Annotated in this window: 13 protein-coding genes; 1 reads left to right on the top strand and 12 read right to left on the bottom strand. The window is 67.7% G+C overall.

The window, feature by feature from the left end:
- Positions 1 to 20: 20 nt before the first annotated feature.
- From WDZ97_RS11570 to WDZ97_RS11560, 3 genes are all read right to left on the bottom strand, one after another.
- A complete protein-coding gene (locus WDZ97_RS11570; protein WP_425762833.1) occupies positions 21 to 2,006 on the bottom strand; it encodes a pyrroloquinoline quinone-dependent dehydrogenase in 1,986 nt (661 codons plus the stop codon).
- A gap of 369 nt (positions 2,007 to 2,375) precedes the next feature.
- Positions 2,376 to 3,725, bottom strand: a complete 1,350-nt coding sequence (locus WDZ97_RS11565) for a PQQ-dependent sugar dehydrogenase (protein WP_425762832.1) — start codon at positions 3,723 to 3,725, stop codon at positions 2,376 to 2,378.
- A gap of 38 nt (positions 3,726 to 3,763) precedes the next feature.
- Positions 3,764 to 3,922, bottom strand: a complete 159-nt coding sequence (locus tag WDZ97_RS11560) for a DUF3309 family protein (protein ID WP_296809097.1) — start codon at positions 3,920 to 3,922, stop codon at positions 3,764 to 3,766.
- 363 nt (positions 3,923 to 4,285) lie between these two features.
- Here WDZ97_RS11560 and WDZ97_RS11555 point away from each other — a divergent pair, with 363 nt between their 5' ends.
- Positions 4,286 to 6,370: a catalase gene (locus WDZ97_RS11555; protein WP_425762831.1), complete on the top strand. Its 2,085-nt coding sequence runs from the start codon at positions 4,286 to 4,288 to the stop codon at positions 6,368 to 6,370.
- 21 nt (positions 6,371 to 6,391) lie between these two features.
- Here the strand turns inward: WDZ97_RS11555 and WDZ97_RS11550 are convergent, their stop codons facing one another.
- From WDZ97_RS11550 to narH, 9 genes are all read right to left on the bottom strand, one after another.
- Positions 6,392 to 6,790: a hypothetical protein gene (locus tag WDZ97_RS11550; RefSeq protein WP_425762830.1), complete on the bottom strand. Its 399-nt coding sequence runs from the start codon at positions 6,788 to 6,790 to the stop codon at positions 6,392 to 6,394.
- 14 nt (positions 6,791 to 6,804) lie between these two features.
- Positions 6,805 to 7,500: a carbonic anhydrase gene (locus tag WDZ97_RS11545; RefSeq protein WP_304006353.1), complete on the bottom strand. Its 696-nt coding sequence runs from the start codon at positions 7,498 to 7,500 to the stop codon at positions 6,805 to 6,807.
- A 16-nt stretch (positions 7,501 to 7,516) separates the two neighbouring features.
- A complete protein-coding gene (gene ubiT / locus WDZ97_RS11540) occupies positions 7,517 to 7,957 on the bottom strand; it encodes a ubiquinone anaerobic biosynthesis accessory factor UbiT (RefSeq protein WP_304006349.1) in 441 nt (146 codons plus the stop codon).
- The gene (locus tag WDZ97_RS11535; protein WP_425762829.1) at positions 7,954 to 8,895 is read right to left on the bottom strand and encodes a U32 family peptidase; all 942 of its coding nucleotides are present in this window, start codon (positions 8,893 to 8,895) and stop codon (positions 7,954 to 7,956) included. Before WDZ97_RS11535 ends, ubiT begins: the two co-directional genes overlap by 4 nt.
- Positions 8,896 to 8,899: 4 nt before the next feature.
- Positions 8,900 to 9,937: a ubiquinone anaerobic biosynthesis protein UbiU gene (gene ubiU, locus WDZ97_RS11530; protein WP_425762828.1), complete on the bottom strand. Its 1,038-nt coding sequence runs from the start codon at positions 9,935 to 9,937 to the stop codon at positions 8,900 to 8,902.
- 106 nt (positions 9,938 to 10,043) lie between these two features.
- Positions 10,044 to 10,826: a peptidylprolyl isomerase gene (locus tag WDZ97_RS11525; RefSeq protein ID WP_304006340.1), complete on the bottom strand. Its 783-nt coding sequence runs from the start codon at positions 10,824 to 10,826 to the stop codon at positions 10,044 to 10,046.
- Between the two features lie 65 nt (positions 10,827 to 10,891).
- Positions 10,892 to 11,629, bottom strand: a complete 738-nt coding sequence (gene narI, locus WDZ97_RS11520; protein WP_304006337.1) for a respiratory nitrate reductase subunit gamma — start codon at positions 11,627 to 11,629, stop codon at positions 10,892 to 10,894.
- Positions 11,626 to 12,312: a nitrate reductase molybdenum cofactor assembly chaperone gene (gene narJ, locus WDZ97_RS11515; protein WP_425762827.1), complete on the bottom strand. Its 687-nt coding sequence runs from the start codon at positions 12,310 to 12,312 to the stop codon at positions 11,626 to 11,628. Before narJ ends, narI begins: the two co-directional genes overlap by 4 nt.
- 163 nt (positions 12,313 to 12,475) lie before the next feature.
- Positions 12,476 to 13,999 carry a nitrate reductase subunit beta gene (gene narH / locus WDZ97_RS11510; RefSeq protein WP_425762826.1) on the bottom strand — a complete coding sequence of 508 codons (1,524 nt, stop codon included), beginning with the start codon at positions 13,997 to 13,999 and terminating at the stop codon, positions 12,476 to 12,478.
- Between the last annotated feature and the right edge of the window lie 4 nt (positions 14,000 to 14,003).

Here is a 14,003-nt window from a genome sequence, read left to right as displayed (position 1 = left end):
AGGCAGTGCCGCGTCCTGCTTCAGTCGACCTGGACGGCGACCAGTTCGGCCGGCAGGCCGGCGCCGCCGATCGGCACCACGACGTACTGCTTGCCGCCAGCGCGGTAGGTCATCAGTGCGCCGAAGGCGGCACCCGGCAGCTTCACTTCGCCGAGCACGTCACCGGTGCGCGCGTCGTGCGCGTACAGGAAGGGCTCCTTCTCTTCCGCTGTCGCCTGCGTGATCAGCGCGTTGCCGCGTGACGACAGGCCAATCACCGAGTTCGTCCCTTCCGGTGCGAGGAAGAGCACGTCGTCGGTCAGCGCGATGAAGCTCTCGCGCGGCACACCGACGCGGTCCAGCTTCAGGTCCTTGATCGCCGGGTGATCGACCGGGCCCTTGCCGGCCGGCACGCGCCACAGGTGCTTGCCGGTGTTCATGTCGATCGCGGTGACGGTGGAGAAGGGGGGCTTGAAGAGCGGCAGACCTTGCGGACCGCCAACGCCGGCCCAGGTGCCGGTGTAGTCGTACACGCCCTCGTTCTCCTTCTTCAGCTTGATGCCGAAGGGGATGGTGAAGGACGGCACGTACAGCACATTGGTCTTCGGGTTGTGCGCAGCGCCCGCCCAGCTGGCGCCACCGAGCACGCCCGGCACCTGCAGCGTGCCGGCCTTGTCGATGGTCGGCGGCGTGTACAGCGGGCCATAGTTGTAGCGCGACAGGATCTTCTTCGCCTCCTCCTTCAGCTGCGGCGTCAGGTCGATCAGGTCGTCTTCGCTCACGCCCTGCTGCACGAAGGGTGCGGGCAGGCTGGGAAAGGGCTGGGTCAGCGACGAGCGCTCACCCGGCACGGTGGACTGCGGCACCGGCTTTTCGGTGATCGGCCACACCGGCGCGCCGGTGCTGCGGTCGAAGGTGAACACGAAGCCCTGCTTGGTCACCTGCGCCAGCGCCTTCACCTTCTTGCCATTGACCGTCAGGTCCATCAGGTTGGGCGCGGTCGGCAGGTCGTAGTCCCACAGGCCGTGATGGACGATCTGCTGATACCAGGCGATCTTGCCGGTCTTCGCGTTGAGTGCGACCACCGATTCGCCGAACAGGCCGTTGCCCTTGCGGTGGCCGCCATAGAAGTCGTTGGTCGGCGTCGAGAAGGGCAGGTAGACCAGGCCCAGTTCTTCGTCGCAGCTGGGGCGTGCCCACATGTTGGCCGAGCCGGTGGTCTTCCACGAACCGTCTTCCCAGGTTTCGTTGCCCGGCTGGCCTTCCTGCGGCGGCTGCTCGAAATGCCATACGCGTTTGCCGCTGCGGATGTCGAAAGCCTGGATGTCGCCCGGCGGGTGGTTCTTCATCGGCGCACGGCCGACGGCGAAGGAATCGAGCACGGCCAGGCTGGGCACGATGGTGTTGCCGCAGACGATGGGCGGCGAAGTGAGGGCAACGAGCGAGCGGTCGACGAAGCGGCGCAGGCCCTTGGTCATGTCGATGCGACCCTTGTCGCCCCACGATTCGATCGGCTTGCCCGTCTTCGCGTTCAGCGCGATCAGGTAGCCGTCGCCGGTGCCGACCAGGATGCGCTTGTCCTCACCGTTCGCCCAGTAGGACAGGCCGCGGCTGATGAAGCCGAGGTTGGGCGGCGTGCCTTCGACATAGGCCTTGGGGTCGTAGGTCCACAAGGTCTTGCCGGTCTTGCCGTCGATGGCCGATACCATGGACATCGGCGAGCTGGAATACAGCACGCCGTCGATGGCCAGCGGCGTCGACTGGTTCACCCAGGTGCGCAGTTCGGCGTTGTCCTGCCACACCTTGTTGTCCGGCATGGCCCAGCGCCAGGCCACCTTCATCGACTTCACGCTCTGCGCGTTCACCTTGCCGCCGGCCAGATAGCGCGAGCCGGCCTTGTCGCCGTTGTACTCGGTCCAGTTGCCGTCGCCCGCAGCGGCCATCGCCAGCGGGGCGGCGCCGAGCATGATGGACAGCCACAATGTCTTTCTGGCTGCGCGGGGAAAAGCGCCCGCGGAATTCAGCATCGCCATGTTTCCTCTCTCCAATCGAGTTCGTTGTGTTCGTCTGTGGAACGCAACAGCGGTCTGCCGGTGCGTGCCAGGACGACGCAAGATCGGTGCCGATGGAAACCCGGGAAATGCGCCCGGCATGATCCGGGACAATCGCCGGCGGGATACGGGTGTACCGGTTTTTGCGGTGGGAACAGAGACGGGTGTCTCGCCAACGCGTGCGACGTCTCAGCGATCGCGGCGGGAGGAGAGACGAGGGAAGAGGGACGAGGGAAGAGGGAAGAGGGAAGAGGAGAGGGTGGAGGCGGCGACGTGGTGCTGCATCGAACTCGCCGCCGCCGGTCAGCCCCGGTCAGTACAGCGGCTGGCGGTTCGATGAGGTGTTCAGCGGCCGTCAGGAAGGGCGGGCGCCGGCGAGCCGCTCGCGTCGTCCGCAGCGCTGACGCGCCAGACGGTATTGCCGACGTCGTCGGCGACCAGCAGGCCGCCCTTGCGGTCGATGGCCACGCCGACCGGTCGCCCGTATGCGTCGCCGTCGCCGCTGAGGAAACCGGTGAGTACGTCGATCGGCTCGCCTGCCGGACGGTCGCCTTCGAACGGCACGAAGATCACCTTGTAGCCGCTGTGCGGCTTGCGGTTCCACGAACCGTGCTGACCGATGAACATGCCCTGCGCGAACCCGCTGCCCAAGGTGTTGCCGGCCGACCAGGCAAGACCGAGCGAGGCGGTGTGTGGGCCCAGGGCGTAGTCGGGCACGCGCGACGTGGCAACCCGTTCCGGCTTCTGCGGTTCGACGCGCCGGTCCACGTGCTGACCGTAGTAGCTGTAGGGCCAGCCGTAGAAGCCGCCATCCTCCACCGAGGTGAGGTAGTCGGGAACGAGATCGCTGCCGATCTCGTCGCGCTCATTGACCACCGTCCACAAGGTGCGTCCCGCGCCGTCCCAGGCCATGCCGTTGGGGTTTCTGAGGCCGGTCGCGAACAGACGCTTGTCGCCGCTTGCGACATCGACCTCCCAGATCGCGGCGCGACCTTCCTCGGCCTCGATGCCGTTCTCGGCCACGTTGCTGTTCGAGCCGACGGTGACGTACAGCTTTCTGCCGTCGGGGCGGGCGATCAGGTTCTTCGTCCAGTGATGGTTCAGCGTGCCGCCCGGCAGGTCGGTCACCCGTTCTCCGCCATCGGAGATCTCGAGTGCGCCGGTCCGGTAAGGAAAGCGGACGACGGCGTCGGTGTTCGCCACGTAGAGCCGGTCGCCGACCAGCGCCATGCCGAACGGGGAGTTCAGCCCCTGGAGCAGGACCGAACGTACGTCGGCCGTGCCGTCGCCGTCGGTATCGCGCAGCAGGGTGATGCGGTTGGCGCTGGGCACCCCGGCGCCGGCCCGCTTCATCACCATCCCGGTCACCCAGCCCTTGATGCCCTTGCGGTCGTCCGGGCGCTCCGGCGCATTCGTTTCAGCCACCAGCACGTCGCCGTTCGGCAGTACGAGCAGCCAGCGCGGGTGGTCGAGGTCGCGCGCGAAGGCGGTCACCCGGGTGCCGGTTGCCGGCAGCGGCGCGCCGCCTTCGGGCCAGCCCTTGGCGGGCGCGATGTGCATGGTCGGCAGAAGCGTCGAACGAGGCGGCGGCAGTTGCGGGTGCGGCCCGCTGCCGGCCGAAACCGGCAGCTCGGCCACGTCGCCGCAGCCGGCCAGCGTCAGCAGCAGGGCTGCGCTGGCCGACGCGCCGCGCATCCGTTGGTGCAGTCCGGGATACGCGAGGTGCAGGCACGTCATATCCGCCCCATCAACAGAAGGACGACCAGGATGACGACGACCAGGCCGACGCCGCCCACCGGTCCGTAACCCCAGGCGCGGCTGTGTGGCCAGGTCGGAAGAACGCCGATCAGGGCCAGGATGAGGATGATCAGAAGTATGGTTCCAAGGCTCATATCCGTTTCCTCGCTTTCGTGATTGCAGGATGAAGGGTCCGGAGACCGGCCGGATCCGGTGCCTGCGCGTTGCCGTGCAGTCGAGCTGTCACAGCAATCGCTGTTCCCGATCTCACGGTGGCCGATGCCCGCAGCAGCCCGCAGGCCGCGCACATTCTTCAAGCGGATTGCCAGGATTTACCCGGAATGCGGGCAGCCGGCCCGCGCGCGGTGCGGCGGGGCCGGGCACCGCGCTTGCAAAGCGTCCTCCTCTTCGCGCCACGCAGCCCGTTCGTCCGGGAGCAGACGTAACGGGACGTGAAGGACGCGCGGCGGCGGCGGCCGCCGTGCGGCATCGAACGATCAACACGGAGGACATCGCATATGAGCAGGCAGGCAAGGAAAACGGGCGGCGCTGACGACAGCGCGGCCCGGCATGCAGCGGGCGGAGAACTTCACCAGACGGCGCAGGGCGATCAGCCCGCGCTGACCACCAATCAGGGTGCGCCCGTCTCCGACAACCAGAATTCGCTGCGCGCGCACGCGCACGGCCCGACGCTGCTGGAGGATTTCGTCCTCCGCGAGAAGATCACCCACTTCGATCACGAGCGCATTCCCGAACGCATTGTGCATGCCCGCGGCTCGGCCGCGCACGGCTATTTCGAACTGACGCGCTCGCTCGGCGAGTACACGACGGCGCAGGTGCTGACCGAGGTGGGCGCGCGCACGCCCGTCTTCTGCCGCTTTTCCACGGTGGCCGGCGGTGCCGGGTCGATCGACACGCCGCGCGATGTGCGGGGCTTCGCCGTCAAGTTCTACACGCCTCAGGGCAACTGGGACCTGGTCGGCAACAACATTCCCGTGTTCTTCATCCAGGATGCGATGAAGTTTCCCGATCTGGTGCATGCCGTGAAGATGGAGCCCGACCGCGGCTTCCCGCAGGCGGCGACTGCGCACGACACCTTCTGGGACTACATTTCGCTGACGCCGGAATCCATGCACATGGTGATGTGGATCATGTCCGACCGCACGCTGCCGCGCTCGCTGCGCATGATCGAGGGCTTCGGCATCCACAGCTTCCGGCTGCTCGATGCCGACGGCGAGTCGACCTTCGTGAAGTTCCACTGGCGGCCCAGGCTGGGCCTGCAATCGACGGTGTGGGACGAAACCGTGAAGATTGCCGGCGCCGACCCGGACTACCACCGGCGCGACCTGTTCGAGGCGATCAGCAACGGCGACTTCCCCGAGTGGGAGCTGGCGGTGCAGCCGTTTACCGCGGAGCAGGCCGCCGACTTTCCGTTCGACCATCTCGATGCCACCAAGCTGATACCGGAGGAGTGGGTGCCGTTGCAGGTGATCGGTCGCCTGGTGCTCGACCGCTGGCCCGACAACTTCTTCGCCGAAACCGAACAGGTCGCCTTCTGTCCGGCGAACATCGTGCCCGGCATCGACTTCTCGAACGATCCGCTGCTGCAAGGGCGCCTGTTCTCCTATCTCGACACCCAGCTGCTGCGGCTCGGTTCGCCCAACTTCCACCAGATTCCGGTCAATGCGCCAAAGTGCCCCTTTGCCAACCAGCAGCGCGACGGTCACATGCAGATGCTGCAGCCGAAGGGGCGCGTCGCCTACGAACCCAGTTCACTGGCGCCGCCACCGGCGCGCGAGACGCCGGACGGCTTCCGCAGCGCAGCGGTCGCCGAGGGGGGCGACAAGGGGCGTGTCCGTCCCGAGAGCTTCGCCGACCACTACAGTCAGGCCAGGCAGTTCTGGCGCAGCCAGACGGAATACGAACAGGCCCACATCGCGTCCGCGCTGGTGTTCGAGCTGTCCAAGGTGGAACACCTGCACGTGCGGCAGGCGATGACGGGACATCTGCGCAACATCGACGAGGCGCTGGCGCAGCGCGTTGCGAAGGGCCTTGCCCTCGATTCGCTGCCGGACGCCCCGTTGCCGGCGTGCCCGGTGCAGGACCTGCCGCCCTCGCCGCCGCTGCGCACCATCGGCAAGACATCGCCGACGCTCGCCGGCCGGGTGGTCGGGATACTGATCGCCGACGGTTCGGATCGCGTCACCGTCGATGTGCTCATGGTCGCCCTCACCCAGGCCGGTGCGCGGGTGAAGATCGTTGCTCCGAAGGTCGGTGGCGCATGCATGTCGGATGGCGCGATGCGGGCTGCGGACATGCAGCTTGCCGGCGCGCCGTCGGTGCTGTTCGACGCGGTGGCCGTGCTGCTGTCGGAAGAGGGGGCGGCGACGCTGCTGAAAGAGTCGGCTGCCATCGATTTCGTGCGCGACGCGTTCGGCCATCTGAAGGCGCTGGCGCTCGACGCGGGCGGGCAGGCGCTGTTTCGTGCGGGCGGCCTTCAGGTCGACGCAGGCGTGGTTGCGGCCGACGATCCGGCGGCCTTCGTTGCGGCGGCCGGTACGCGGCAGTGGGCGCGCGAGGCGCAGGTGCGCATGCTCGCCTGAGGCGCGGCCCGCTCGCGTCGTTCAGTGATCGCGCCCGGCCCGCAGGTGGCGGAAGTGCGCCGGTGCGTGCGACACGACGGACGAGGCGATCAGCAGAAGCCAGAAGAGGCCGGCGGCGAGCTGCGGCAGCACGACCATCGCCGCGACGCCGAGCAGTTTGAGCGGGATGAACAGTCCGGCCAGTTCGACCGCGTGGCGCGGCTTGCTCCACACCTCGATGCCGTAGAGGCCGAGGCCGGTTGCCAGCATCAGCGCGGCGGCGCCACGGCGGTACTCGTCCTGGCCGGTCAGCAGCGCGCTGCCCACCAGCACGACGCCGACCAGATGCAGCGAACGCAGCGCGACCAGCAGCCAGCGGCGGCCGGGAAAATCGCGACGGTTGCTCGGCGCGAAGTCGTGGGGCAGGTCATGCGTGGGCATGGTGCGAGTATGACTCACCACGCATCCACCGGGCTGATGTCGTCGCTGGCGAAGGGCAGGAAGGGACCGGTGCCGCTGTGGTCTGAACTCGATGCCGGCACGAAGGCGCCGACGTGTACATCGAACACGTGCACCTCGCCGTCCTCGATCACGTAGTGCCAGCCGTGCAGCGCGAGCTGACCGGCGTCGACCTGACGGCGCACCATCGGATAGTCCATCAGCCTTTCCAGCTGCAGCACCACGGCGCGCTGTTCGGTGCGGCGCAGCGCCTCGTCGGTGAGCTGCACCGGCAGCACCGCTTCACGCCCGAGGTCGAGCCAGGCGTTCAGATTCGGCGCGTCCGGCCCGACGCCTTCGTACAGCGCACGCACACCGCCGCAATGGCTGTGGCCGCAGACGACGATGTGGGCGACCTTCAGGTTGAGTACCGCGTACTCGATCGCTGCAGCCGTGCCGTGGAAGCCAGCCAGTTCGCCGCGCTGCGTGCCGCCGTCGTAGGGCGGCACGAAGGCGCCGACGTTGCGCACGATGAACAGTTCGCCCGGACCGGTTCCGGTCAGCAGATAGGGCACCAGGCGCGAGTCCGAACAGCCGATGAACAGGATGGTCGGGTGCTGGCCGTCGCGCACCAGGTGCTGGAACTGGTCCTGCACGCCAGGAAAGGTGTGGTCGTGAAAGCGGCGCAGGCGGGCGAGCAGTTCGTCGGGCATGGCGGTGTCCTCCGGTTCAGGCGGGTCGGTGCAGCAGCGGACCGATGGCGTCCAGCGTGTTCTTCAGCAGCAGGCCGTACTCGGTGTCGCCCTCCATCACCAGCGCGCGTTCGAAGAACAGGCGATCGGCGTCGTCGTCGCCGCGCAGCAGGCGCAGATAGCTGGCGCTGTCGGCGGCGATGCGCAGCGCGACCGGGCCGTGGTCGGGCGCGCTGCGAAAGCGGCCGTCGCGCAGTGCGAGGCGGCAACGCAGGCCGAAGTCGCGCACCTCGATCTCGACCGTGCGGTCGGCAAGTTCGAGTGCCGCATCGGCCGGCAGGCGCGGACGCAGCACGCGGTTCAGCGCGGCGGCGAGCAGCCGCGACGGCGGCTGTATCGGCAGGCGAGCGATCAGCGTGCGCAGTGCGGCGGGTGGCGGCGGCAGTGCCGGCAGCCTGATCGGGAACGAGGTCTTCATGCGGGCATCCTTTCCAGTCCGGGACGGCGGTGGGCGTAACCATTGACCAGACCGCCGGGCAGGCTCAGCGCTTCGAGCGCGGCGGCGGCGTCAGCGGCGTCGGCCGGGCCGTTCCAGGTGCGTTCGAACAGATCGACCACGGTGGCGAAGTCGCGCGAGGTGGGTGACAGCCGGCCGCGGGTGACACCGGCGGCGCGCAATGCCGGGGCGTCGGCGATCAGGCAGTGTTGCGCCGCCGACTGCGTCTGTATGCCATTCAGGGCGAGGAAGTGCTGCTGTTCGGTGGTGTCGAGCAGCAGGCCGTCCGGGTGTTCGATGCAGCGGAAGCCGCACTGGTCCTTGCTAAGGTGGAAATGGCGCGCGGTGAAACAGCGTGCCGAGAAGGCCAGCGGCAGACGGCCGAAGGCGAACACCTCGGTGGCGACCGATGTGTCGTTCGCCGGTCCGCCGTTCACTGGCGCGGCCGGCGGGTTGATCAGTGCCAGCGCGTCCAGCGCAAGTTCGACCGGTGCCACCCAGCGGATGGCGCCGAGCCCTGCGTGCTCGCGCAGTGCTGGCTGGCTGTAGACGTTGATGTGCGGGCCGAGCACAAAGGGCCGGCCAGCCAGTGCGCGCAGCGCCGAGGCGTCGCCGGCTTCGACCAGGAATTCTGTCTGGTCGGCCCAGCGGTGCAGTGCGCGCAGGTCGGCGGCCGATTCGAGCAATGCCTGGCTGGCCAGCACGACTTCCTTGCCGCAGGCGGCGAGATCGCGCGCGAGGGCGAGCCAGTCCTCCGCCTTCATTTCGTGGCGGCGGCTGCACACGACTTCGCCGAGTACCACGGTGTCGGCGGGTGACTCGGCGACTTCGGCGTAGAAGTCGAGCAGCGTTCGGCGCGGCCAGTAGTACAGCACCGGGCCGACGGTCAGGGCGATGCGGGTGTTCATGGGTGTGTTCATGGATTCACCGCCACGGCCGGTCGTAGGCGCCCAGCGTGTGCTGCTGGCCTTCGGCCCAGCGGCCGAGCGCGGCGGTCCATTGCGGCTGCACGCCGAAGCGCGCCGGCTGCGCGGCGCAGTCGTCGATGGCGGCGCGCCAGACGCGGGTGACCTGTTCGACATAGGCCGGGCTGCGCTGGCGCCCCTCGATCTTGATCGCGGCAATGCCCATGTCCATCAGCTGCGGCAGCAGCGACAGCGTGTTCAGGCTGGTCGGTTCTTCCAGCGCGTAATCGCGTGCGCCGTCGACCTCGAAGCGACCCTTGCACAGCGTCGGATAGCCGCGCGGCTCGTCCGGCGCGTAGCGGTCGATCAGCACGCCATTGAGACGGGCGGACACGCCGCTGGCGCCGTCCTCCCAGCGGACCGCCGATGGCGGCGAGCAGACGCCGGCGGTGTTCGGCGACTGGCCCGTCGCATAGGAGGACAGCGCGCAGCGGCCCTCGACCATGACGCACAGACTGCCGAAGCCGAACACCTCGATCTCGGCCGCGCTGTTGCGGCACACCTGTTCGACCTGCGGCAGCGTGAGCACGCGCGGCAGCACGGCGCGACGGATACCGTAGCGCTCGCGGTAGAACTCGATCGCTTCCCAGGTGGTGGCCGAAGCCTGCACCGACAGGTGCAGACGCAGATCGGGATGGTGATCGCGCGCGTAGGCCAGCACCGCGGTGTCAGCGCAGATCAGCGCGTCGATGCCCAGTCCGGCGGCGGCATCGACCGCGGCGAACCAGCGCTCGGGCGCACGGGCGTCGGCGAAGGTGTTGAGTGCCATCAGCACTTCGCGACCGCGGCTGCGGGCGTAGGCGATGCCGTCGCGCGCCTGCGCGAGGTCGAAGTTCAGGCCGGCGAAGTTGCGTGCGTTGGTGGCGTCCTTCAGGCCCATGTAGACGGCGTCGGCGCCGGCATCGATGGCCAGCGTCAGCGCGCGCAGCGAGCCGGCCGGGCAGACGAGGGCGGGTTTTCGGGGGAGCGTTGCGTGGGCGGTGCGGGATGTTTGCATGTCGGAAAGGTCCGGAACTGCGGGCGCCGCCCAGTGTGAGCATCACGCGCGGCGCCGTGTTGATCCGGGTCAGACCGGTGTCACACGGCGCCGCGCGCGATTGAACTCATTGCACCAGCGGCGTGTCGGCGATGTCCATGTCGATGCCTTCGAGTACGGCCTGGCCGGCCAGCAGCGCGACGTACTGGCGCAGCGCGGTGGCGAAGCTCTGCTGACGCAGCGAGGCGGCGACGGTGCCGCGTACTTCCTCGAAGGGCTGCACGGTGCCGGCCTCGCGCTCCTGCACGTCGATCACATGGAAGCCGAAGCGGCTGTGCACCAGGCGCGGCAGAACGCCGATGTCGTGCTGACCGAAGATGGCGCGGGCGAATTCCGGCACCACTTCCTCCGGCGCCAGCCAGCCGAGGTCGCCGCCGCGTTCGCTGCTCGGGCAGTTCGAGTTCTGCCGGGCGGCGTCGGGGAAGGGGTCTTCGCCGTCGGCGTGCGCACGTACGTCGATCAGCACCGCTTCGGCGCGACCACGCAGCGCATTGACGTCGACGCCCGGCGTCACCGCGAACAGGATGTGGCGCATGCGCGCACGCTGGCCCACGGTGTAGCGGCCGAGGTGGGCGCTGTAGTGACGGCGGCAGGCGTCCTCGGACGGCTCCGGCACCTGCACCGCTTGGCCGATCAGCGTGTCGATGGCGGTGGCGGCCTCTTCCGAAATCAGGCCGTCGGCCGACTGTTCGTCGCTGGCCGACAGCAGGCCGGCCTGCTGTGCCGCCTGACGCAGCAGTTCGGTGCAGGCGCGGTTGCGCAGTTCGTCCGGCGTAACCTCCTCGTCCGCACCGTTGATCGCGATGCCGTTGACGCGGGCGATGCCGCGGCTGTCTTGCGTGGACTGCATGGTGTCTCCTCGATCCTTTTATGAATGGATGCGCCGCGCAGCCGCGACGCATCCTTCACATCATCTCAGACACCGGCGCCCGGCTGGCGCGGCTGATTGTGTCCGGCCGGCAGGTTGAGCCGGCGTGCGCGCACCACCTGGTAGGGGCGGAACACGTACAGTACCGACGCGAAGCCGCTCCACACGTGCACCAGACGGGTGAAGGGGAAGATCAGGAAGATCGTCATGCCGAGGAACATGTGGGTCTTGAACACCCAGCCCGCTTCGGCCAGCAGTTCCGGCGCGCCGGCGCGGAAGGTGACGATGCGCTGCGCCCATTCGGCGAGCAGCAGCATCATGCTGCCGTCCAGGTGCTGTGCCGACAGCGGGATGGTGGCCAGACCGAGCAGCAACTGCACCCACAGCAGCACGGCGATGACGATGTCGCTGGTCTTCGACGTCGCGCGGATGCGCGGCTCGGTCAGCCGGCGGTGCAGCAGGATGGTCAGGCCGATGAAGCCGAGCAGGCCGGCGATGCCGCCGGTCACCATCGCAACCAGCTGCTTGGCGCCAGCGCCGATGAAGTGCTCATAGACGATGTGCGGCGTCAGCATGCCGAAGAAGTGCCCGAAGAACAGGAAGAGCACGCCGATGTGGAACAGGTTGCTGCCCAGGCGCAGCTGACCGCGGCGCAGCAGCTGCGACGAATCGCTCTTCCACGTGTACTGGTCGCGGTCGAAGCGCAGCAGGCTGCCGATGAAGAACACGGCGAGGCAGATGTAGGGGTAGTAACCGAACAGCAGGTTGTCGAGCCAGGAAGTCATGGTTGTACTCCTTGAGTGGCGGAGGACTTGCGGACGAGGTGTATGGGTTGCGCGGCTCCGGGTTTGGCCTGGCCGTGCGAGGAGCAGCCGTCGAAGGCGAGCGGTTCGGCCCAGCTGTCGTCGAGTGCTTCGTCCGGCTGGATCTTGACCGCCTGCGCACGTTCGCCGGCCAGTTCGATCAGTGCGCCGACCACGCTGGCGTAGCGGCTTTCGCGCTTGACCAGTGCCGTGAACAACGCATTCAGGATGTGCGTCATTTCGCCGAGGAAGGCGCGCGCCTCCTTCGGTGGCTGGGTCGACGCGAATTCGAGCACCACCGGCAGGTAGTCCGGCAGTTCGCCCGGCGACAGGAAGAGGCCGGCCTTCTCGTAGGTCTGCGCCAGATCGATCATCGCCGGGCCGCGGTCGCGCGAATCGCCATGCACGTGTTCGAACAGGTGCAGCGAAGTCGAGCGACCACGGTCGAACAGTTCGACGTAGGCGGCTTCGGTGTCCAGCGGGGCCTGTTGCTGCAGCGCTTCGATCAGCGCCTCCAGTTCCGCCAGACGGCCCGCCGACAGCGCGGCCTCGTCGTGCAGTGCGGTGGCGATCGACGGCAGCATGCCGCGCAGGCTCGCGTCCGGGTAGCCGATCAGCAGCGCGCAGGCGCGCAGCGTGTGGGTCATCTTCGGTGGACTAAACATTGAGAGGATCCTCATGAACGAGTTGTGGCGGGCATGTGCACAGTCCGCCAAGCGGAGGACAATTGGCGCCTGCAGATGCGAACGCGCCGCCCGCCGGGCCGCCCCAAGGGCGAGCGCAGCCCCCTCGGGGGGCAGCGAACGCAGTGAGCGTGGGGGCACACATTCAGACCACCGCCTTGATCGGAATGGTCCGGCGCTTGCTGCCGCCGAACAGGCTGGTATCGGAACTGCCTTCCGAGCAGCCGTTGCCGAAGGAGAAGCCGCAGCCGCCGCGCACGTCGAAGGCGTTCTCCGCGTACTCGCGGTGGGCCGACGGAATGACGAAGCGGTCCTCGTAGTTGGCGATCGCCATCACGTGGTACATGTCCTCGACTGCGGCCTGACTGATGCCGACCTGGGTCAGCGCTGCCGTATTGATGCGACCATCGACGTGCTTCTCGCGTTGGTAGGCACGCATCGCCAGCATGCGTTCGAGTGCGCGCACGACCGGTTGCGTGTCGCCGGCGGTAAGCAGGTTGGCGAGGTACTTGACCGGGATGCGCAGCTGATTCACGTCCGGGATTTCGCCATTGACGCCGACCTGGCCGGCGTTGGCGGCGGCGGTGATCGGCGACAGCGGCGGCACGTACCACACCATGGGCAGCGTGCGGTATTCCGGGTGCAGCGGCAGCGCCACCTTCCACTCCACCGCCATCTTGTAGACCGGGCTGCGGCGGGCGGCTTCCATCCACGAATCCGGGATGCCGTCGGCACGGGCCTGTTCGATCACCTTCGGATCGTTCGGGTCGAGGAAGATGTCGAGCTGAGCCTGGTAGAGATCGCGGTCATGTTCGACCGAAGCCGCTTCCTGGATGCGGTCGGCGTCATACAGCAGCACGCCGAGGTAGCGGATGCGGCCGACGCAGGTTTCCGAGCACACCGTGGGCTGACCGGCCTCGATGCGCGGGTAGCAGAAGATGCACTTCTCGGCCTTCCCCGACTGCCAGTTGTAGTAGATCTTCTTGTACGGACAGCCGGACACGCACATGCGCCAGCCGCGGCACTTGTCCTGGTCGATCAGCACGATGCCGTCCTCTTCGCGCTTGTAGATGCTGCCCGAGGGGCAGCTCGCGACGCAGGCCGGGTTCAGGCAGTGCTCGCACAGGCGCGGCAGGTACATCATGAAGGTGTTCTCGAACTGGCCGTAGATGTCCTTCTGCACCTCGTCGAAGTTCTTGTCCTTCGAGCGCTTCGAGAATTCGCCGCCGAGAATCTCTTCCCAGTTCGGGCCCCATTCGATCTTCTCCATGCGCTGGCCGGTGATCAGGCTGCGCGGCCGTGCGGTCGGCGTCGCCTTCATTTCGGGCGCCGACTGCAGGTGGTCGTAGTCGAAGGTGAAGGGCTCGTAGTAGTCGTCGATTTCCGGCAGGTGCGGGTTGGCGAAGATCTTCATCAGCAGCTGCCACTTGCCGCCCTGGCGCGGCGCGATCGAGCCGTCGCTCTTGCGCATCCAGCCACCCTGCCACTTGTCCTGGTTTTCCCATTCCTTCGGGTAACCGATGCCGGGCTTGGTTTCGACGTTGTTGAACCACGCGTATTCCATGCCGGGACGGCTGGTCCACACGTTCTTGCAGGTGACCGAGCAGGTGTGGCAACCGATGCACTTGTCGAGGTTGAGCACCATGCCGATCTGAGCGCGTATTTTCATGTCA

Origin of the sequence: Methyloversatilis sp. MC4-4, assembly GCF_049843555.1 — a bacterium.
Classification (GTDB): Bacteria; Pseudomonadota; Gammaproteobacteria; order Burkholderiales; family Rhodocyclaceae; genus Methyloversatilis; species Methyloversatilis discipulorum_B.
This window is presented reverse-complemented; position numbering and strand designations above follow the sequence as displayed.